21 protein-coding genes are annotated in these 20,143 nt (G+C 43.5%); 2 read left to right on the top strand and 19 right to left on the bottom strand.

Annotated elements, in window-relative coordinates; translation table 11 throughout:
* Window positions 1-99: 99 nt before the first annotated feature.
* Complete coding sequence (locus tag SporoP32a_RS17375) at window positions 100-231, bottom strand: hypothetical protein (RefSeq protein ID WP_257788340.1); 132 nt, start codon at window positions 229-231, stop codon at window positions 100-102.
* A gap of 636 nt (window positions 232-867) precedes the next feature.
* Complete coding sequence (locus SporoP32a_RS13925; RefSeq protein WP_085428445.1) at window positions 868-1,500, bottom strand: TVP38/TMEM64 family protein; 633 nt, start codon at window positions 1,498-1,500, stop codon at window positions 868-870.
* A gap of 143 nt (window positions 1,501-1,643) precedes the next feature.
* Here SporoP32a_RS13925 and SporoP32a_RS13920 point away from each other — a divergent pair, with 143 nt between their 5' ends.
* Window positions 1,644-2,330: an AzlC family ABC transporter permease gene (locus tag SporoP32a_RS13920; protein WP_232319651.1), complete on the top strand. Its 687-nt coding sequence runs from the start codon at window positions 1,644-1,646 to the stop codon at window positions 2,328-2,330.
* The gene (locus tag SporoP32a_RS13915) at window positions 2,330-2,632 is read left to right on the top strand and encodes an AzlD domain-containing protein (RefSeq protein ID WP_085428443.1); all 303 of its coding nucleotides are present in this window, start codon (window positions 2,330-2,332) and stop codon (window positions 2,630-2,632) included. The genes SporoP32a_RS13920 and SporoP32a_RS13915 overlap by 1 nt, the downstream gene beginning before the upstream one ends.
* A 109-nt stretch (window positions 2,633-2,741) precedes the next feature.
* Here the strand turns inward: SporoP32a_RS13915 and SporoP32a_RS13910 are convergent, their stop codons facing one another.
* From SporoP32a_RS13910 to flaG, 17 genes are all read right to left on the bottom strand, one after another.
* Window positions 2,742-2,993 carry a CsbA family protein gene (locus SporoP32a_RS13910; RefSeq protein ID WP_085428442.1) on the bottom strand — a complete coding sequence of 84 codons (252 nt, stop codon included), beginning with the start codon at window positions 2,991-2,993 and terminating at the stop codon, window positions 2,742-2,744.
* 18 nt (window positions 2,994-3,011) lie between these two features.
* Window positions 3,012-4,184, bottom strand: coding sequence for a PDZ domain-containing protein (locus SporoP32a_RS13905; RefSeq protein WP_085428441.1), 1,173 nt, complete (start codon window positions 4,182-4,184; stop codon window positions 3,012-3,014).
* A 176-nt stretch (window positions 4,185-4,360) separates the two neighbouring features.
* The gene (locus tag SporoP32a_RS13900; RefSeq protein ID WP_085428440.1) at window positions 4,361-5,788 is read right to left on the bottom strand and encodes a S41 family peptidase; all 1,428 of its coding nucleotides are present in this window, start codon (window positions 5,786-5,788) and stop codon (window positions 4,361-4,363) included.
* A gap of 70 nt (window positions 5,789-5,858) precedes the next feature.
* Window positions 5,859-6,446: a redoxin domain-containing protein gene (locus SporoP32a_RS13895; protein WP_085428439.1), complete on the bottom strand. Its 588-nt coding sequence runs from the start codon at window positions 6,444-6,446 to the stop codon at window positions 5,859-5,861.
* On the bottom strand, window positions 6,443-7,096 hold the full coding sequence (locus tag SporoP32a_RS13890) for a hypothetical protein (protein ID WP_085428438.1): 654 nt from the start codon (window positions 7,094-7,096) through the stop codon (window positions 6,443-6,445). The genes SporoP32a_RS13895 and SporoP32a_RS13890 overlap by 4 nt, the downstream gene beginning before the upstream one ends.
* Before the next feature lie 73 nt (window positions 7,097-7,169).
* Window positions 7,170-8,495, bottom strand: a complete 1,326-nt coding sequence (locus SporoP32a_RS13885) for a murein hydrolase activator EnvC family protein (protein ID WP_232319542.1) — start codon at window positions 8,493-8,495, stop codon at window positions 7,170-7,172.
* A 28-nt stretch (window positions 8,496-8,523) separates the two neighbouring features.
* The gene (gene ftsX, locus SporoP32a_RS13880) at window positions 8,524-9,408 is read right to left on the bottom strand and encodes a permease-like cell division protein FtsX (RefSeq protein WP_085428437.1); all 885 of its coding nucleotides are present in this window, start codon (window positions 9,406-9,408) and stop codon (window positions 8,524-8,526) included.
* Complete coding sequence (gene ftsE / locus SporoP32a_RS13875) at window positions 9,398-10,084, bottom strand: cell division ATP-binding protein FtsE (protein WP_085428436.1); 687 nt, start codon at window positions 10,082-10,084, stop codon at window positions 9,398-9,400. The genes ftsX and ftsE overlap by 11 nt, the downstream gene beginning before the upstream one ends.
* A 197-nt stretch (window positions 10,085-10,281) precedes the next feature.
* Window positions 10,282-10,626: a cytochrome c551 gene (gene cccB, locus SporoP32a_RS13870; protein WP_085428435.1), complete on the bottom strand. Its 345-nt coding sequence runs from the start codon at window positions 10,624-10,626 to the stop codon at window positions 10,282-10,284.
* Between the two features lie 816 nt (window positions 10,627-11,442).
* A protein-coding gene (gene prfB, locus SporoP32a_RS13865) for a peptide chain release factor 2 (protein WP_157130021.1) occupies window positions 11,443-12,544 on the bottom strand; the annotation gives its coding sequence in 2 pieces (ribosomal slippage) (window positions 11,443-12,471 and window positions 12,473-12,544; 1,101 coding nt in all).
* 33 nt (window positions 12,545-12,577) lie between these two features.
* The gene (gene secA / locus SporoP32a_RS13860) at window positions 12,578-15,076 is read right to left on the bottom strand and encodes a preprotein translocase subunit SecA (RefSeq protein WP_085428433.1); all 2,499 of its coding nucleotides are present in this window, start codon (window positions 15,074-15,076) and stop codon (window positions 12,578-12,580) included.
* 1,107 nt (window positions 15,077-16,183) lie between these two features.
* Entirely contained in the window at window positions 16,184-16,741 is a 558-nt protein-coding gene (hpf, locus tag SporoP32a_RS13855; protein ID WP_085428432.1) for a ribosome hibernation-promoting factor, HPF/YfiA family, read from the bottom strand.
* A gap of 118 nt (window positions 16,742-16,859) precedes the next feature.
* Window positions 16,860-17,231, bottom strand: coding sequence for a PilZ domain-containing protein (locus SporoP32a_RS13850; protein ID WP_085428431.1), 372 nt, complete (start codon window positions 17,229-17,231; stop codon window positions 16,860-16,862).
* Between the two features lie 66 nt (window positions 17,232-17,297).
* Window positions 17,298-17,651, bottom strand: a complete 354-nt coding sequence (locus SporoP32a_RS13845) for a flagellar protein FliT (RefSeq protein WP_085428430.1) — start codon at window positions 17,649-17,651, stop codon at window positions 17,298-17,300.
* Window positions 17,648-18,049: a flagellar export chaperone FliS gene (gene fliS, locus SporoP32a_RS13840; RefSeq protein WP_085428429.1), complete on the bottom strand. Its 402-nt coding sequence runs from the start codon at window positions 18,047-18,049 to the stop codon at window positions 17,648-17,650. The genes SporoP32a_RS13845 and fliS overlap by 4 nt, the downstream gene beginning before the upstream one ends.
* A gap of 33 nt (window positions 18,050-18,082) precedes the next feature.
* Window positions 18,083-19,624, bottom strand: coding sequence for a flagellar filament capping protein FliD (fliD, locus tag SporoP32a_RS13835; protein WP_085428428.1), 1,542 nt, complete (start codon window positions 19,622-19,624; stop codon window positions 18,083-18,085).
* A gap of 20 nt (window positions 19,625-19,644) precedes the next feature.
* Window positions 19,645-20,019 (bottom strand): flagellar protein FlaG, encoded by a 375-nt coding sequence (gene flaG / locus SporoP32a_RS13830; protein WP_085428427.1) that lies wholly within the window; start codon window positions 20,017-20,019, stop codon window positions 19,645-19,647.
* Between the last annotated feature and the right edge of the window lie 124 nt (window positions 20,020-20,143).

Here is a 20,143-nt window from a genome sequence, read left to right as displayed (position 1 = left end):
AGGCACTTGTTTTTCGAGTACACGGATTTTTTGTTCGCACTAGTAAGTAGGATACGATGTTGGGTAGTTGTTTTTGCAACCCCTTTACTCTTCCTTGTTTTATGCAAAGGTAGCGGTTTGACTGGCTATGTAAGTGGGGCGGGCATTGGCCCCACTTCGGCGGTGGTGGATGGCTCCCGCAATGAGCCAGACAGGAAGTGCGCCTGGCTGTCTCATTACTACGCCTACCACTGGCAGCCGCCTACGTTAGATTGGGGGTAGGGCAGTTCAGGCACTTGTTTTGCAAGAATAGAAACTAGTACTATCCAGTCACTGGTTTGATCTACTATAAACCACAACCGAACTTGGTAAATACTTAGTAGCGCAGGCACAACTGCGGGGTCGGCCGTGGCCATGAGACAGCTAGCAGCCTCACCGCTAGTTGGCTCATGGCTGGAGGCAATCCCCCACGTGCCTGCGCGGGTCCAGAAAGCAGACACTCACTATCATCAGTCACCAACAACCAGTCGAGCCATGACCCAACACATTATTATTTATCACTAAAACTCTTGAAAGTAATCCGTCACACCAATCAGAACCACAAAATAGTTGATCGTAAGTGGAAGGCGGCGACTCCCGGAGGATCAGCGTGCGCCTTGAGACCCCGCACAGATGCCTTAATTTCTGTAAAGTACACAGAAATACGGCAAAGCGAACCCTTCGCTGTTCGCTTGGCTCAAGCCACGCCCTCGGGAAAGCGTCCGCCTGGAACGTCGATCAACGGTGCTATTCCACTCACCTTCACTTCCACTCTACTTCAACCAAAAAATCCCCATCCCTCTTCCTTCCATTGTACCGAAAGAAAAGAGAGACAGGAACCGTTAACCTTTATTCTTTTTTGCCGCCACCATGCACACTAGAAAAACTCTTAAAATCATCCTCCACCTTGCGCGTCAACCTACGCTCAAACCACTTACCCACCAACCACAACAAGAAAATCACCACAAACATCAACAACGTCCGGACCGGCTGCGTAACCAACGCCCGCACATCATACCCAATAAACGAAATCATCATAATCATCACCAGCTTACCAAGCATCAATACAAACAAATAATTCTTCTTATTCATATTCGACAAGCCCGCCACCAAATTCACCAAAGCAGATGGTGTAAACGGGAAACATATCAATACAAATAACGGACCGAAGCCATTACGCTCCACCCACTGAATCAACTGCTGCACCTTCACAGGACGCGTGAGAAACGAGAAAAACCGATTTTCACCGAACCTACGTACAAGCAAGAACACCGCATACGATCCTGCCACGGTACCTACCCAAGAAAGCACAAAGCCTAGCCAAAATCCAAAGGCGATCGCATTGGCGATAACAAATACGACGAGCGGCAAAAATGGCAAGAAGGCCTCCACGAACGGTGGAATTAATCCCATTAAAAAACCTAGCGCCTCGTACTGCGCCGCCAATTCCTCCACTTTATCTATCGATAGCCATTCATTCATCACCAACACCCTCACCGATTATCAAAATTTTTAGTCATACTGCTGTGGAATTTGTCTAGTTATAGTATACTAGCTGTCAGATTAGTAAAAGAAAGATGGGCTGCTTAGTGAATACAACCTTTTTCCATGGGCTGAAATCAGGCATGAGCATCGCGATTGGCTATTTCCCTGTCGCGCTGACATTCGGACTGCTTGCTAAAACGACCGGCCTCTCGATTTTGGAAGCCACTGCAATGAGCTTGTTCGTTTATGCTGGAGCCGCACAATATATGGCGCTCAGCCTACTTGCGACAGGCGTTGCACCGTGGCTCATTGTCACCAATACATTTATCGTCAACATCCGGCACTTCCTGATGACAGCTGCCTTAAGTGAAAAAGTAGAGCCGGCACCGAAATGGAAGAAAGCCATTTATGCATTCGGCATTACCGATGAAACATTTTCGGTCCTTGCGACGCAGAAGAACCGTCAGATCACAACGGCCTTCGCATTTGGCGTAGCGTTGATTGCGTACAGCAGTTGGGTGATCTTTACGGCAGTGGGTCACGTCATCGGAGCCAACTTACCGCAGTTTCTGCAAAAGGCTATGTCTGTTGCGTTGTACGCAATGTTCATCGGACTACTCGTCCCTTCCATGAAAGGCAACCGTAAAGTCGTGTTACTTGCCGCAATTGCAGCTGCGATTCACTGCGCACTGTATTATTCCAATTTATTGTCTACAGGCTGGTCGATTTTGGTTGCGACACTCGCTTCCGCCATCTTCGTCGAAATCCTTTATACGAAGAGTAATAAAAATGTTGAACGCTTTACTGAGCAAAAGGAGGAAAACTGATGGGTGCTTCTTATTGGTGGATGTTACTCGGAATGGCAGTTGCCACCTATCTGCCGCGCATGATTCCCTTAACCCTTCTCGACGGTAAAGAATTGCCACCGATCGTCAGTGGTGTGTTGCGCAATATTCCGTATGCTGTACTCGGTGCACTTATATTTCCTGCTATTTTACATATCCAAGATGATATTTTATTCGGTATCATTGGAGCTATTACTGCCTTTGCGCTCGCATTCTTTGGCCTAGACGTGATGTTCGTCGTGATCGGCACGATTGCCGTGCTCGCTGTCTATAGTTTATTTTAACTCTTACTCTCACTATTCCCCAGAGCTGTGACCGTTAAAACAGTTACTTTTATTTTACAAAACAAAAAGCGGTTTTCAAAGCATATTTGCTCTTTGAAAACCGCTTTTGTCATTCCTCGGCTTGATTAAGTCGAGCATTTTTCACCATGCGTGACGCAAGCCAAAAACCGACTGTCAGTGACACTGCATCTGCTACGTACAACATCCAGTTATGCGTATATCCTGCATAAACGGAAGCCGCAATGAGCGCCACTGTCAATATGAGTCCCACGACGTGATGAAATGTCACGCGCGTAAAAAACACAACTAAAATTCCCGGCAAAAACATCGCAAGCATCAACTTCGTTTCGAAATCATGCATATTGTTTGTTCTCTCCTTTTATCGCACAACCACAATGCCTAGACGGAAGTGGTCATGACGGAACAGCACTTGCTGTTTCAAACGAACTTCACCATCGCGACCGATTACTTGTAAACGACAATGTGCCGCATTGACTTGGATCGCATCATACAATTCATCTTCATTGTGAATTGAGATCCCATTCACCGACTTGATCAAATCTCCTGGGACAATACCCATCTTCTCTGCTGGAGAATCTCCAAGAACCGCTACAACATACACCCCTTCGGATTGAGGTACCAATAGTACTTGTTTATTGCGTTCTGAAATCGAAATCATAGCGCTCAACAAGAGACGGCATAGTACACCCGCAAGCAACGCAGCCCAACCAAGCACCGGCATCCAAATAGCGCCAATACCTACAGCAACAACAGCAATACCGAGCCAAGCAATGGCTTTACCCATTTTAGGGAACAGCACATCAGGGAACGTCGATCTTACTAGTTGCGAGAATCCAATGACTAGAGGCACCGGAATGAATGAAAACTGCTCCGAACCTAATGTGAATTGTGGCCAGTACGGTGCGAATTCCACTACCATATGTCCTGGTACTAAAAACACAACAGGTACGAGCCATAGTAATTTAGATTGGTAGATTGCCCCGCGCATTCCACGCTGAGTCGGAACGAATGTGGGAGACGTATGACGCGCCGCATGACGACGAACCAATAAGCCTTCCGAAATTAACAACAATCCTGCAATAATCGGTACCGTAATAGCTAATGTACCGAAGAAGTTCAGATCTTCCTGAACGAACCATGTGCCGATTGAAAAGTCTCCTGCATATCGATCGAGTGCCCATAACGCAAAGAACGCGATCGTTGCATAGTAGATCGGTGAAGCTAACTTAAAGGAGAACGATACAATGACGAGCAACATGACGATAGATAAAATGACAATCCAGTTAAAGTCGACGATCAATCCAACGCCTGCAATGACAATCGACAGGACGAGACCGTGCAACCAACCGACTGAAATCATGTGTTTCATTTCAGTGGAGCCTTTGTTTATGCCCACATTGAAATCTGCTCGCTCACGGCTTACCCGTTTACTGCCAAGCATATAGGCAGCGACGAGAGCGATTAGCCAGACTGGATTCAGAAAAAAGTAAAGTAATGCATCTTTCAAATTAAGTAATAGTTCGCTAGACATCTTCTGTCACCTTTCTCGCTTGTCTTTACAGCTCTTTTCTTCATTGTACAAAAAAAGAAGGAAAATAGCGAGAGAGTTCTTATAGGAAGTTCCAATTTAAGCTAAATTGCACAACAAAAAAAGAGGCTGCCCGTTTAAAGTCTTGTCACCAAGACCTTGCCAGACCGCCTCCGCTATTATTTTGCTAGTTCATTGATGAGGAAATCAATCGCCATACGCAATTGTTTGTCATTCTTTGGCTCTGCCCGATATTCTTCTGCAGCCGTTTTCAACGTAGTAAAGAATTCTCGATCCATATCATAACCCTCTTTGATTTCATGCTCTGTGCGGAACGCCTGTACAGCCTCTGCCGTTTCTTGGTCGAAATAGCCATCTGTTCTACCTGGACGATGACCAAATGCTTTGAGCATGCGTTGCGCATAAGCGATTTCATCATTGAAATGGCCTTCCTTCATTGTGTCCGTCACCATCTGTAAATGCTCTGTAAATAATTTATTCTGCTTCACTTCAATATCCGCAGTGACCCCTTTACCGTGAATCCACTTCTCTTTAGGCGTTAGCCATTTATTCGTCGATAGCTTCAATTCTCCGCCATTCGATAATTCCATCGTTTCTTGCACGGTCCCTTTTCCGAAGCTTGTAGTACCGATGATTGATCCGCGTTTTAAATCTTTGATTGCCGCACTCAATACTTCACTCGCTGACGCACTGCCGACATCTTGAACGACAACAATTGGAATCATTTTCAATCGTTCATTGAATGAAAGGTTCTCGTTCTTTTCTGTTGAAACAGGGGTTAAATTCCCTTTTGCATCTTGCATTACGACAAATGTTCGATCTTCGTCCAATAGACTGCTGGAAATTTCGGAAACAGCCTTCAAATAACCTCCTGGATTACCGCGCACATCAATGATGAGCGCTTGAGCGCCTTTTTTAATGACGTCAGACGTAGCTTTTTGCCACTCTTGTGCCGTCTCTTCACCAAACATGCTTAGCGCTATGTACCCAAGCTTAGCATCCCGTTCTTCAAGTAGTTGATGCGATACAGACTGCACAGGCATGTTATCGCGGGTAATCGTATATTCCATATGCTTATCCGCTTCAGGCCGGAAAATCGTCAACTTCACTTCCGTCCCTTTCTTGCCGCGAATACTATTTACTACGTCTCGCAATGTTTCATTCCCTAATCGTTCACCGTTGACACGCACAATTTCATCATACGGCTGCAATCCGGCTTTTTCTGCTGGTCCTCCTTTAATAGGCGCAACAATAATATACTTGCCATTTGTACGCGTTACTTCCGCTCCGATTCCGACACGTGAAGCAGCCAGCGATTCGCGATGAGACACAGCTTCTTGCTCAGTCAAATACGTAGAATACGGATCGCCAATCGTATCGGTCATACCACGCAATGCTCCTTCAATCAGCTCGTCCTTCTTGACCGGATATACGGCTCTCTCTTGAATCTTTTCAAACACTTCGTCTACTACAGGCAGCTGACTGATCGTTTCATTTTGTGCAGCTTTCTGCTTACCGCAGCCATTCAGCCAAATAACGCCGATCAGCAATAATACACCTACTAAAAAAAGCCTGCTCTTACGCATTCATAACCTCCTCCTCCCTCCACTATATGAAGGTAGACAAGAAGTTACGACACGAGAACAGACTCTTTTTTCAGTCCATAGAATCGACTAATTCATTCAACTTTTTTTCATCCAATGGTCCAATGATCTTTTGCGCTATGAGACCTTTTGTGTCAATCATATAAGTTGTCGGCATCGAGAACACGCCATATTTCTGCGTCACTTCCGCCTTTTTATCCAGTGGAATCGGGAAGCTCAATCCATATGAATCGATAAACTTTTCCACTTCACTAATCCCAATCTTCTCTGATTCTGTAACGTTCACAGCGATTAATTCCACTTGATCTTCATCCGTTAATTTCGAATAAAAACTTTCCATATGTGGCATTTCTGCTTTACACGGTGGACACCAAGTCGCCCAGAAATTCAGAATAACTTTCTTACCTTTTAACTCAGAAAGTGTCACCGTATCGCCCGCCAATGTTTCAAGCGTAAAGTCCGGTGCCGGTGAATATTGCTCCAAACCTTCCTCTTCCGCAAGCAACGCTTCTTGTTGATTTACTTGTGAAGCCGGTGCTTCAGCCGATTCTTTCTTTCCAGCATTATTTTGCACCATAATGAAAATCAGCGTACCGATAATTAATGCCGTGATAATATATCCAATCGTTTTCTTGCTCACTCTATCTCTTCCCTTCTGCTGATTGGTTGCGAAGACACTCTCTCTACTGCCCACATAAGCAATCCGATGAAAATGGTCGTGATCCATGCTGTATTCAATACATTTCCTTGCAGTGCCGAGACGAGAAAATGAACCGCTACGAATACACTTGCAAGCTCGCTGACCGTATTCACTTTCTTTCGTTCGCTCCAACATGCCAATAGAAAAATAGCGATAAACAATAGTACGGTTCCACTTTTCGCTAGGAGACTGCCTTCATTCAGAAACGCCATAGCGATTTGATAGACCCCTTGCCAGCAAATGAATGCAAGTAATAGCGCCCACTGATCTTTACGTTCCCACTTCTCTTTATATACTCGCCGAATTATCAATAACCCTGCGACGATCAGTCCGAGGATCCAGCCAAACGTGCCGCCGTGAAAGTATAGAATAGATAACGGGTTTTTAATAACCATAGAAAAATCCGTCAACACTACGGACAACTTCCAAATGATGATGACATTGAAAAATATATTGCTAACTCGTTCGCCATGCACTTTACCAACGTACAATCGAATGAAAAGATAGGTAACTATGAAGCCCGCAATGAGCGCAATCCATGAAGACGGCAACGTAATCGAGCCGATTGGATAATACTGCGTTACTGGCATCCCTCATCCCCCTTTTCTCCTTATGAACAAATGAAAACCCACCCTTTCAGGCAGGTTTTCATTTCATGCTATATTAAAAAGAAACGTAATGCAATGGGTTGACTGCACTTGGACCAGTGGCAGAGAAGTTTCCAACGTGCACTTCAAAATGCAAATGATTGCCCGTAGAGAAACCTGTCGAACCAACCGCTCCTATTAACTCACCTTTTCCTACCGACTTGCCTGAGCTTGTGCCGATCGAAGAAAGATGTCCATAAACCGTCGTCAAAATCTGATTGTTCACAGAGTGTGTAATCATAATGACATTCCCAAAGCCTTCCATGCTACCTGCATACGATACAACACCATCTCCGGCTGCTACAACTGGAGTTCCCAAGGGTGCACTTAAATCCATACCGCGGTGTTGCTTTTTCACTTTAGTGATTGGATGGATGCGCCAGCCAAATCCTGAACTGAGGGTCCCGCTAGTCGGTTTTGTCCAAAAGCCGCTCGAAACAGAAGGGAGTGGACCTGAATAATCAGCCGAACCGCCTTGCGCTGAAACAGCAGCTGCTGCTGCCGCTTCTTTCTGTTGTTGAAGTTTCAGCTTTCTCGCTTGTTCTTTTCTCACGATTTCAGCCAAACGCTCTTGTTCAGCGACGATTTTCTTTTCCAACGTTTTGCTGAATTCAACCGTATCGCTGTATTCTTCTTCTAATTGTCCTTTTTCACTCGAAAGTTTTTCCTGACTTCTTTCAAGTTCATTGACAACATCTCTTTTTTCTAGCTTCTTTTGCTGCAATTCATCTTTCATCGCCTGGATCTTCTGTCGGCGCTCTTCTTGTTCAGCTAATTTCTGCTCCACCAGTTTCTTTTCTTCTTCCAACTGCGCCATATCTTGTTCTTGCTGTTCAATGATTTTACGATCCGCGTCCATCAGTGTCGTCACTGCGGAGAAACGGTCAATGAAATCCGCGAAACTGTTGGCACCAAGAAGCACGTCGAGATAACTGACTTTATTGCCTTTGACTTGCATGACACGAACGCGCTCACGCAATACTTCGTCCCGCTGCTCGATACGAATCTCTAATTCTTTAATAGACGCTTGAAGTTCTTCAATCTCTAATTTGGTCTTATTCATTTCTGCAATGATTCTGTCCATATTTTGATTGGTCTCTTCTATCTTGTCGTTCAGTTTCTTAATTTGGTTGATCAGCACATCTACTTTCGATTGCTTTTCCTGTATTTGGGTTTCTTTTTTCTGGATAGTAGAATCCAAATTTTTCTTTTTAGTTTCTGCTGCCTTTTTTTCATTCTGCAGATCTTTCAGAGAGTCTGCGAATACGTCTGCACTGCCGACCGTTGTGGTCAGCAAGCAAACCGCAAGGACACTTGAAATGATTCGATTTCTCTTTCTCAAATTCTAGTTCTCCCTTCGATACGAACACTTACACTCTCAAAAACTTCCGGACTGACATGAAACTGCCCCATACGCCAATAAAAACAGCGACGAATAACAGTAAGAAGTTTAATTGTAATAAGAACGGGCTTGGGTCAAGCAAATGGAATAACTCATTTTGCAAACGACCTTCCCAGAAACTATACAGTTGCGAATAAAATGTCGTCATTAAAACCATCGGTATAATCGCGCCGAAAATCCCAAGCCACACTCCTTCGAGCATGAAAGGAATCCGCACGAAACTATCCGTTGCACCGACCAGTTTCATAATGTCGATTTCGGTACGTCGTGCCACGATCGTGAGTCGAATTGTATTCGATATGAGGAACATTGCCGTAAACAACAATGCCAAAATCAATCCTAGTCCAACATTTCGTCCAATTTTCAGTACATTGAACAACTTTTCTACTTTACCTTCTCCGTACTCCACATCAAATGTATAATCGTACGTGCTGAGTTCTAGTGCGACTGATGCCGTATTTTTCGGATCATCTGCCTTTACATATAATGCATCACCGAGAGGGTTGTCCTGCTTATATAGCGCAAACTCTTCACCAAATGATTGAATCATTTGATTTAATTCCTGTTCACGTGAGGAGTACTTGACCTCGGCAACGCCTGGGGTCTCTTTGACTTTCTTCATTAGTTCCTCAACTTGTGATGTAGTTGCATTTTGCTCTGCGACTACTTTGATTTCCACATCATTCTCGATGTTATCCGCTAGTTGATTCAAGTTCATCATGATGACGATGAACACACCGATCAACAATAAGGTCACGGTAACAGCACTTACGGATGCAAAGGTCATCCAACCATTCCGACTTAGACTTTTGAAACTTTCCCGAATATGACGTCGTAATGTTCTAGATTTCATTTGAGTAATCTCCTTCGTACTCATCTCGTGTGATGAGCCCGCCTTCGATCTGAATCACCCGATGTTTTTGATTATCTACAATGTCTTTATTGTGTGTAGCCATAATAATCGTCGTACCTTGTGCATTTATACGTTCAAAAATCTTCATGATCTCCCATGAAGTCTCCGGATCCAAATTCCCTGTCGGTTCGTCTGCGATGACTAATGTGGGCTGATTGACGATGGATCGTGCAATCGACACCCGTTGCTGTTCTCCACCTGACAATTCATTTGGAAACATTCTCATCTTTTTGGTGAGCCCAACTAATTTCAGCACTTCTGTCACTTTTTTACGGATAACGCTCGGCGATTCTTCGATCACTTCCAGCGCGTACGCAATATTTTCGTAGACAGTCAGTTTCGGCAGTAGCTTAAAATCCTGAAACACCACGCCAATTTGTCTTCTCAAATAAGGGACATCTTTTCTTTGCATTTTCGTTAGTTCGGTATTGTTAAAGTAAATCAATCCACTAGTTGGGATTTCTTCACGGTACATCATTTTGATGAACGTGGATTTACCTGCACCACTTGGACCAACGACATATACAAATTCCCCTTTTTCGATTTCGACATGAATTCCGTTAGAGGCTATAACACCATTCGGGTACTTTTTGTATACATTTTTCATTACAATCATACATGATAACCACCTGAATTTTGTTTTTCTCTCATATTCGCCATTTTTATTATAGCATGGGCTTTACTCTATCATGTATTACAGTTATGTATCAATTGATCAAGCTAGCAAATTGGTAGAAGTTTGGATTTTCTTCGGGAATTATGTACAAAAAAAGATCGTTCCCAATGTTATCTTGGAAACGATCGTAATGTGAATTATTTCTTTTCAGCTAACCAAGCAGCAACTGCGTCTGCTTCTTCGCCTTGGATAATACCAGGAGGCATAGCGCCTTTACCGTTAACGATCACGTCGTGGATTTCTTCTTCAGAAAGTCTTGCACCAACGTCCTCAAGTGCTGGACCTGCTCCACCTTCTAAGTTTCCTCCGTGACATGACGCACAGCTTTGTTGTACAACTGCTTCTGCATCTACTTCAGTAGTAGCTGCGCCGTTGTCGTTTGCAGCGTCGTCTTTTGGCTCTGAAGCGTTATCGTCGCCTCCACCACAAGCGCCAAGAACTAGTGCTGCTCCGAAAAGTGTAGCTAGTAGTTTGTTCTTCATGTAATATCCTCCCTTTTGCTTTGTATTTTTGTAACACAAGTAGTATACCAAAAAACGACCGTGAATGGGCACCAGATATGACAAAGTTTCTAATTATCCATGGATAATTATGCTATTTGCCTAAATTTAGCCTAAAAGGACGGTTTGGTAATGAGTACATAATATAGTATTGACCAAAAATCCGCTTCTTAAACATTTATTATTAGAAATGTTTGTAATAAAAAGGTGACAATGGAGAGTGGTTCGGGATTTCCACTGCAGCTGGGGGACGCATTTCCGGGGGAGCAATCTTGAGCCGCTTCCCTCGCTACGCTCAGTCCAGGGTCTCAAGATCACTCTGATTCCCCAGGAGTCGCCCCCAGCTTCCGTTCCAATCCTACGTATAAAGTGGATGGATGTAAGTCGTACATTGTAATAATCTGTAACATTGTAACATCTTTGAAATATTTCAAAATCAAGTGCATTTAGTTCGTTTTTTTGATTAAGTCCAAGTCGTAGCCTGCGCTAAATCCTTTACTTCATACGAAAAATCATTTTTTTTATTTTTTAAAGCCTAGAAATTTTAAAACACTACAAAAAGTGGCACCCACTCACTATGCAAGGGATTGGCGCGTAGGAGGGGCGACTCCTAGAGGATCAGTTCGACAGGCGAGACAACCAAGGGAGCTTGCGACTGGTTGGCTCGCCGCGAACCCTCAGGAAAGCGTCCCCTCCGAAGCGCCAATCACCACCCCAACACCCCCGCGAGCCTCTCTACTAAAAAAAAACAGCCACAACAAGTCAGATAAACTGACCTGCTGGGCTGTCTTTAAACCATTACGAAATTCTTGAACGCAAGTACGCATTGATGAACTGGTCAATCTCGCCATCCATAACAGAACTCACATTACCCGTCTCCTCATTCGTACGGTGATCCTTCACCATAGAATACGGATGGAACACATAAGAACGGATCTGACTACCCCATCCAATTTCCTTCTGCTCGCCACGGATATCCGCCAAACGCGCTTCCTCTTCCTCGACGCGAATCTGGTAGATCTTCGCTTTCAAAAGATTCATCGCACGCTCACGGTTCTTGATCTGTGAACGTTCCGTCTGACACGTAACAACTGCACCCGTTGGAAGGTGAGTCATACGCACAGCTGAGTCCGTCGTGTTAACGTGCTGTCCGCCGGCGCCGCTTGAACGATACGTATCAATCTTAATATCTTCCGACTTCAAATCCAATTCGATGTCGCCTTCAAACTCCGGCATCACTTCAATAGAAGAGAAGGATGTATGGCGTCTGCCTGAAGAGTCAAATGGTGAGATCCGAACGAGTCGATGTACACCTTTCTCCGCTTTCAAGTAGCCATACGCATTATGTCCTTTAATTCCGAGTGTCACCGACTTCACTCCTGCCTCGTCACCTGCTTGATAGTCGAGTGTTTCGACTTTAAAGCCATGGTGCTCTGCCCAGCGAGTGTACATACGAAGCAACATAGACGCCCAGTCTTGGGACTCGGTGCCGCCTGCGCCTGAGTGTATTTCCACTACTGCACTATTTTTATCAAACTCATCGCTTAATAACATTTGAAGATCGAATTGATCCATCTTCTTTTTAAATTCTTTTAATTCGGATACGAGGTCTTCTTGTAACTCTTCGTCAGCTTCTTCACGTAGAAGTTCAAGCGTCATCTCTAGATTTTCTTGCGTCTCGCTTAACTCGTGATATTCGCCTACTACGTCTTTTAATGCATTCGATTGTGAAATGACTTTCTGAGCTGCGTCTTGGTCATCCCAGAAGCCCGGCTCCATCATCATTTCATCTAATTCCTGCATGCTAGTCTCTTTGTTTTCTAAGTCAAAGAGACCCCCTGAAGTCCACTAATTTCTTAGCGGTTTTTTCTAACTCGTTGCGAACATCGGATAATTCCATCATAATTGTTTCCTCCTGAGTGGTTGTTTCTCGTTATGCTTTGCCGTGACAGTTCTTATACTTCTTACCGCTGCCACATGGACAAGGGTCGTTGCGGCCGATATTGACAGTGCGTCGGATTGGCTTTTTAGCAACCGGTGCGCCGTCTTCTTTCGGATTATTCGCTTGCCCTTTTGCTACTTCTTCGCGCTCCAAGTTATTGCGGATTTCAGCCTTCATGACATACTTCGTCGCATCGTTTTCGATCGATACAAGCATCTCTTCAAACATTCCAAATCCTTCTGCCTGGTATTCACGAAGCGGATCATTCTGTCCATACGCACGTAAATGAATTCCGTTACGAAGTTGATCCATCGCATCGATATGATCCATCCACTTGGTATCAATCGCACGCAACAGGACAACTTTCTCAAATTCACGCATACGCTCTTCGGACATTTCTTGTTCTTTTTCATTATAGCGTGCAATGACCAATTCGTGAATAAATGTTTGCAACTCTTCCGGTGTTTTCTCTTCCAAGTCTTCAATCGTCACGGTATCTTCAGCCAGTAAGTTCGCTTCCAGATAGTCTTTCAAGCCTTTTGAATAGACCGTATTGTCTGCAGTGTGGACCGCCACAACGCGTTCAATAACCGACTCCAACATACCTTCAAGCACTGGACGAATATTTTCTGAACCAAGAACTTCATTACGCTCTTTGTAAATCACTTCACGCTGTTGACGAAGTACATCGTCATACTGCAATAAACGTTTCCGTGAATCAAAGTTATTCCCCTCTACTCGTTTCTGGGCAGATTCAACAGAACGAGAAACCATTTTCGACTGGATCGGAGTCTCATCATCCATACCGAGTTTCGTCATCATCGATTTCATTTGCTCAGAACCGAAACGACGCATTAATTCATCTTCCAGTGAAAGATAAAATTGTGTAACACCTGGATCACCTTGACGTCCTGAACGTCCACGGAGCTGATTATCGATACGTCTAGACTCATGTCGTTCTGTACCAATTACCGCTAAACCGCCAACGTCTTGGATATGGTCACCCAATTTGATGTCGGTACCACGACCGGCCATGTTCGTCGCAATCGTAACAGCGCCTCTTTTACCAGCGTCTTGAATAATTTCGGCTTCACGCTCGTGATTCTTCGCGTTCAAGACATTATGTGGAATGCCGTATTTTTTCAAGAAAGCTGAAATGATTTCAGACGTTTCAATCGCTACTGTACCGACGAGCACCGGCTGACCTTTTTCGTGTCGATCTCTAATATCTTCCGCTACAGCTTTATACTTTCCATCCATCGATGCAAAGATTAAGTCTGGACGGTCATCACGAGCAATCGGACGATTTGTCGGGATCGCAATAACGTTCATATTATAGATATTGCGGAACTCTTCTTCCTCTGTCTTCGCTGTACCCGTCATCCCGGACAGCTTTTCATACATACGGAAATAGTTCTGGAACGTAATCGTCGCAAGTGTCATCGACTCGTTCTGAACTTCAAGTCCTTCTTTCGCTTCAATCGCTTGGTGTAACCCGTCACTATAACGACGGCCTTTCATCAAACGTCCAGTGAAGGAGTCAACGATGACTACTTCGCCTTCTTCTACGACATAGTCTACGTCATTGTGCATACTAACATGCGCTTTCAATGACTGGTTGATCGCGTGGTTTAGCGTCACGTGTTGCAGATCGAACAAGTTGTCGATACTGAACGCTTTCTCAGCCGCTTCAATACCTTGCTCCGTCAACACAACGCCTTTGGTTGATTCATCGAATGAATAATCTTCTTCTTTTTTCAACGTAATTACAAAGCGGTTCGCCAAGCGGTACAGCTCCTGCGCTTTCGCTGCTTGACCGGAAATGATCAACGGCGTACGTGCTTCATCGACTAAAATGGAGTCGACTTCGTCAATTACGGCGAAATGAAGCGGGCGTTGCACTTTATGTTCATTGTAAAGCACCATATTGTCACGCAAGTAGTCGAAACCGAGTTCATTGTTCGTGCTGTATGTTACATCGGCTTCATACGCTTCACGCTTTTCTTCTTTACTCATACTGTTCAAGTTCAAACCTACGTTCATGCCGAGGAATGAATACAATTGTCCCATTTCTTCTGCGTCACGACTTGCCAAGTATTCGTTGACAGTGACGACGTGAACGCCTTTAGACGTCAGGGCATTTAAATACACCGCAAGTACTGAAGTCAATGTCTTACCTTCACCGGTCTTCATCTCTGCGATATTGCCTTCGTTAAGGGCTGCTGCACCCATGATTTGCACACGGAATGGGTAGAGTCCTAGTACGCGGCGGGAAGCCTCACGCACGACAGCAAACGCTTCAGGCTGCAAGTCTTCAACCGTCTCGCCTTGTTGGTAGCGTTCTTTGAATTCATCTGTTTTCGCTGTCAGTTGTTCGTCGGACAGTTTTTCCATATCGTCAGCCAATAGTTCTACTTGGTCGGCAATTTTCTCGAGTCGTTTTAGGTCACGTTTGTTTGGGTCGAACATTTTATTCAATACGCCAAGCATTTATTGTCACATCCTCATAGCTTCATCAATTAGCAGGACGCGCCTGCCAGTTGTAAGTTCTTCGTCTGGTCCATAGTTTTCGTTCAAGATTTTTGAGTCACACTCCATTTTAGCATTGTAAAAAGCTAGGTGCAAATAGTGCGCTGTATCATTTTTCCTAAGTTTGTTCGGGGATGGGTGTACTTAGTGTTTGGGTGGGGATTTGCGCTTCGGAGGGGGACGCATTCCTAGGGGGCTCGCGGTGAGCTGATCCCCTGGGAGTCGCCCCCTCCTACGCGCTAATCCCTTGCAATACGAGTGGTTGATACTTTTTGTTGTACATTAAACTTAGGGTTGTAAATAATGTTGAGCTTTCGAGGCTATGAGCGGTTATCAAGGTTCTATGATCACTTAGATGAATCTATGAGCACTCGTGGCGTGTGATAGAGCGGATTGTGCGTGTGATAGAGCGCAAAATGAGTTCTATGAGCGCTTAAACAGATTCTATGAGCGAAAGCTGGACGCTGGAGCTTCAATCCCTTGCAATGCGGGTGGGTGATACTTTTTTTGTGCATTAAACTTAGGATTGTAAATAATGTTGAGATTTCGAGGCTATGAGCGGTTATCAAGGTTCTATGATCACTTAGATGAATCTATGAGCACTCGTGGCGTCTGATAGAGCGGATTGTGCGTGTGATAGAGCGCAAAATGAGTTCTATGAGCGCTTAAACAGATTCTATGAGCGAAAGCTGGACGCTGGAGCTTCAATCCCTTGCAATGCGAGTGGGTGATACTTTTTTTGTGCATTAAACTTAGGATTGTAAATAATGTTGAGATTTCGAGGCTATGAGCGGTTATCAAGGTTCTATGATCACTTAGATGAATCTATGAGCACTCGTGGCGTCAGATAGAGCGGATAGTGCGTGTAATAGAGCGCAAAATGAGTTCTATGAGCGCTTAAATGGATTCTATGAGCGAAAGCTGGACGCTGGAGCTTCAATCCCCTCCCCCTACACAAATTCACTCACTATTCCCAAGCACTTGCCCTTGAACTTAAAGACCTTATCAAACGTAAACAAGTTCAAAAACAAAAAAGCCCAGCCGAGGCTGGACTTTTTGGATTGCTTATTAGTTTGTTTCGATTAGGCCGTATTTGCCATCTTTACGCTTATACACAATGTGTGTGCCATCAGACTCTGCATCCGTGAAGATGAAGAAATTGTGGCCCAGCATGTTCATTTGAAGAATCGCTTCCTCTTGATCCATTGGCTTCAAATCAAACTGCTTCGTGCGCACTACGTCGAACTCATTATCGTCCTCTAGCTCTACTGCAGCACTATTGTTATCAGTTGACTGGAAGAAAGCGGCTACGCCTTCGCGCTCACGTGACTTACGATTAACACGTGTTTTATATTTACGAATTTGACGCTCTAGCTTGTCGACGATTAAATCAACAGCTGCATACATATCGTTGTGACGCTCCTCTGCGCGAAGTGTCAAATTCTTCATCGGAATTGTAATTTCCACTTTTGTTTGTTTATCACTATAAACTTTCAAGTTAACATTTGCTGTAGCGTTTACACCTTCTGAAAAATAACGCTCTAGTTTTTCAACTTTCTTTTCAACGTACTCTCTGATCGCCGGAGTTACCTCGACGTTTTCACCGCGAATATTGAAGTCTAACATATGAACTCCTCCTTTATTTAAACCATCACTACCTTACTTCTTCATAGTACCCTTAAATACCTTCTCAAAACTTAAGAATAATGCAGAATTGTAAAGAAACTTCTGATTTAGGTTGGTTTCACTCGGTTTCTTTCACTTTTCGAGCATGATGTTTTAATTCTTCGGTGATTAATGTATCGACTTTTTGATCTTCACCAAACTCGAAACCGTATTCAAATCCGTATTCGGTTTGTGTTTTCCAAGCTACGTTTCCTAAAATTTCAAACGGGTGCTTAAAAATTGTGAACTCCAATTGCAGGGCTAAAATTTCCGATCGCACAGGTAAATCCAAATTAGTGACAAATTTCACGCCACCTGTACTGATGTCTACAATTTCGCATTGCCCTTCGTTAGATAAGCTTTTTTGTTCATTATTTAATTGTATACGGAATGTTGCGGGTATGTATGGATCGAATGGATACCGAAAGTAGTCGTGGCGATTATAGCGCATAGGACGTTTCCCTTCATTTAAATTTCACTATGTAAAAAGCCGAAAGAGATTGCTCTCTTCCGGTTATTAGTGCTTCGAATCGAAATACGCACCATCTTGAGACATTTTACCATATGGATTCACATAGTTATTCATGTTTTCTTTTTTGGCTTGTGATTGTGAAATATTTGTACGAATTTCATTGGTGAAGTGATCTAGACTAGTTTGTACTTCTTTTTCTAGGCGAATTAATTCTGCCCCAAATTCGTCTTCTTCCGCTGTAAAAGGTTGAGTAATTTGTGACTGCAGCAAATCACGTTCATCGAGAACTTTCTCGATTTTCTCAATAACTTCATCACGCTTTTCTTCATCGGTTTCTTTCACTAGCGATATCAATAGAAGAGAACGCTCATGCCACATCGTCATTGCAGGTCGGATCATATTTCACTCACGTTCGAATATTGCTTCGAACGATTAATTTGAATGACCTGCTTCCACGTGTCGCGGAATTCCGTTATGATGCCCGCAGCTTCTTCAAACATAGCCGGATCATTTTGGATATTTCCGTCGATTAGGCGGCTGTTGACGAACTCATACAAAACGAGCATGTTTTTGGATACTTCATAAGACGTATCCAATGTCAGCATTAATTCAGTTACGATCGCCTGTGCTTTTTGAATCGCAATATTCTTTTGTTCCAGATTGCCTTTAGCCAGCTCCATCTTGCCTTGCTGAATAAATTTTAGACATCCGTTATAAAGCATTAACGTCAACTCGCCAGGCGTAGAAGTCGTCACCGTATTCGTCTGATATGCTGCATAAGGGTTGTTAGTAGCCATTTATGTCAATCTCCTTTTTCTAGATAAGTTACGTTACATGCCGCCGCCAAGTGAACTCATCAACGCCGCAGACTGGGAATTCGCACGCTGGATCGCTTGCTCCATCGCGTTAAACTGCTTGTAGTAACGACTTTCCATCATCTGTAGCTTCGTTTCAAAGCGCTCGATTTGTTTGTCCATATTTTTCAAAGAACGACCGAGAGCAAATGTATCGTTGACAGCAGTAGAACTACCTGCTTTTACTGTGATTTTCTTTTGTGCGTCTTGTAGTTCGGTACGGTATTGTTGAGCGATTCCATTGTCTTTTCCACCGATTAAATCATAAACAGCGTTTGGGTTCTCAGAAATCTTTTCGCGCAGTTTATCTTCATTGATAATTAATTTACCGTTATCTAAATAACTTTTTGTTGGTTCTATCCCTAAATCTTTCATACTGATGTTAATTTTATTTCCATCTTTATCTGTAGTTTCAACAGTCGAACTCATGATAGAGCGTAATTTATTTAGCATGGAAGAAATTGCAGGGTCACCTTTTAACGTACCACTCTTCGCTTTCTCTTCCCAAAGCTCGATTTCTTTTTCTTTCATATCCGCTTTTTCTTCGGCAGAAAGAGGATGGAACGCTTTAAATTCTTTTTCTTTAATCTTACTGTTTAGTTTTTCAATCATTTCATTATAATCATTGACGAACTCTACTACTGAATCGAGAACCTTATCGGTATTAGTAGAAGAACTGAACGTAACTGGCGATGTTGTAGTTTGCTTTAGTGACACTTCGAAGCCATTGATTGTGAATGTATTGGATGATCTCGTAGTATCAAGACCGTTAAACTTGAAAGCGGCATCTTCGCCTTTTGTTTTAGTAATTCCGTTACCACTGCCTGCTAATTTCAATTTAGCTGCTAAGTCACTGCTAACACCAGCTGCATCTTTACTCGATATTTTGATTGTTCCAGATTCAAGTAACATTGGATCTTCGTTACCAAAGCCACTTTCCTTAGCACTCATCGCAATTTTCCCTGTCGACGAATCAAAAAATGCAGTTACGCCCGTTTTCCCATTAATTTCACTCAGTACATCACTAATCTTGTCAGATGACTTAACAGTGATAGTTTTCGCTTCTTGTCCCGGAACTTCAATAGTTAACTTCTGTTCACCTTCACCTTCTAAAATACCTAAATCAGCAAGTGTTTTTGTCTTTATTTGATCTTCTGTTAACTTTTCGTTTGTCTTATCTAAAATTACGCCACCTTGTAATGTGGCTTGTTTCGCCAAGTTCGTCACTTCAATAGTCCCCGAAAAGTCAGAAGTAGAAGCTTTTGCCGTTATACTAACCGCCTTCTCATCCGAAACACTAACATTTTTCTGCATATAGGTACTCTGCTTCATAACCGTATCAAACAGTTTGTCACTCGATTTTCTCAAGTCGCGGTTAGTAGAACGATAGTCGTCTAGTTGCCACTGTGTGTATTGTTTCTTTTGCGTAATTTTATCAAGTGGGATTCGATGTGCTTTCATCATGTCTCTAATGATTGATTCTGTATCGATTCCCGATGCCAATCCACCGATTCTCATCGTGCCTCACACCTTTTTTGTTAAATTTTTTTATCGATTAGCAATCCAATGAAATCTTTCATGGCTGCGTGTATGTCGAGCAATTTCTTTGGCGGTATTTCACGAATTACCTCTTCTGTTTCAGGGTCGATGATCGTTACGTAATATTCATTTAGTTTCTCATGAAATTTGAAGCGTAACTGAACATTGACACTATCGAGGAATTTGTTCATGCCTTCCGTTAATTTTTTCGCTTCACTCTTGGACAACTCCGCTTTCTGTTCTGGTGTCGCCTGTTCTGCTGGATGACCCATGGGTTGAATGTTTGCCACTACTATTTTGTTTTCAACGGACCCACTCTCATAAGATGATTTCACTGGTTGCGTTGCGGGGCCGTCGCCAATTCGGCTGACCATACTCGTACCCCCCGTCTTTAATCGAACAATCGTTACTTATAGTATCGGATTCAATTACGGGATGTTAAGTACAGCATGGCATATTCTTCTTTACGTTCTTGCCACTTTTTTCACTTTATCTGTC

The sequence above is a fragment of the Sporosarcina ureae genome, assembly GCF_002109325.1.
Taxonomy (GTDB): Bacteria; Bacillota; Bacilli; order Bacillales_A; family Planococcaceae; genus Sporosarcina; species Sporosarcina ureae_C.
Note: the sequence above shows the minus strand (reverse complement) of the source record. Positions and strands in the feature narration are given on the sequence as shown.

Coding starts and splice junctions, on each gene's coding strand:
- SporoP32a_RS13905 (WP_085428441.1), bottom strand. CDS start 4,184: ATGTCTAGCGAACTATTACTTAATTTGAAAGATGCATTACTTTACTTT.
- ftsE (WP_085428436.1), bottom strand. CDS start 10,084: ATGATTGTAATGAAAAATGTATACAAAAAGTACCCGAATGGTGTTATA.
- SporoP32a_RS13845 (WP_085428430.1), bottom strand. CDS start 17,651: ATGATCCGACCTGCAATGACGATGTGGCATGAGCGTTCTCTTCTATTG.
- flaG (WP_085428427.1), bottom strand. CDS start 20,019: ATGGTCAGCCGAATTGGCGACGGCCCCGCAACGCAACCAGTGAAATCA.
- secA (WP_085428433.1), bottom strand. CDS start 15,076: ATGCTTGGCGTATTGAATAAAATGTTCGACCCAAACAAACGTGACCTA.
- SporoP32a_RS13900 (WP_085428440.1), bottom strand. CDS start 5,788: ATGCGTAAGAGCAGGCTTTTTTTAGTAGGTGTATTATTGCTGATCGGC.
- SporoP32a_RS13910 (WP_085428442.1), bottom strand. CDS start 2,993: ATGCATGATTTCGAAACGAAGTTGATGCTTGCGATGTTTTTGCCGGGA.
- hpf (WP_085428432.1), bottom strand. CDS start 16,741: ATGTTAGACTTCAATATTCGCGGTGAAAACGTCGAGGTAACTCCGGCG.
- fliD (WP_085428428.1), bottom strand. CDS start 19,624: ATGAGAATCGGTGGATTGGCATCGGGAATCGATACAGAATCAATCATT.
- fliS (WP_085428429.1), bottom strand. CDS start 18,049: ATGGCTACTAACAACCCTTATGCAGCATATCAGACGAATACGGTGACG.
- SporoP32a_RS13890 (WP_085428438.1), bottom strand. CDS start 7,096: ATGCCAGTAACGCAGTATTATCCAATCGGCTCGATTACGTTGCCGTCT.
- cccB (WP_085428435.1), bottom strand. CDS start 10,626: ATGAAGAACAAACTACTAGCTACACTTTTCGGAGCAGCACTAGTTCTT.
- SporoP32a_RS13920 (WP_232319651.1), top strand. CDS start 1,644: ATGAGCATCGCGATTGGCTATTTCCCTGTCGCGCTGACATTCGGACTG.
- SporoP32a_RS13850 (WP_085428431.1), bottom strand. CDS start 17,231: ATGCGCTATAATCGCCACGACTACTTTCGGTATCCATTCGATCCATAC.
- SporoP32a_RS13915 (WP_085428443.1), top strand. CDS start 2,330: ATGGGTGCTTCTTATTGGTGGATGTTACTCGGAATGGCAGTTGCCACC.
- SporoP32a_RS13925 (WP_085428445.1), bottom strand. CDS start 1,500: ATGAATGAATGGCTATCGATAGATAAAGTGGAGGAATTGGCGGCGCAG.
- ftsX (WP_085428437.1), bottom strand. CDS start 9,408: ATGAAATCTAGAACATTACGACGTCATATTCGGGAAAGTTTCAAAAGT.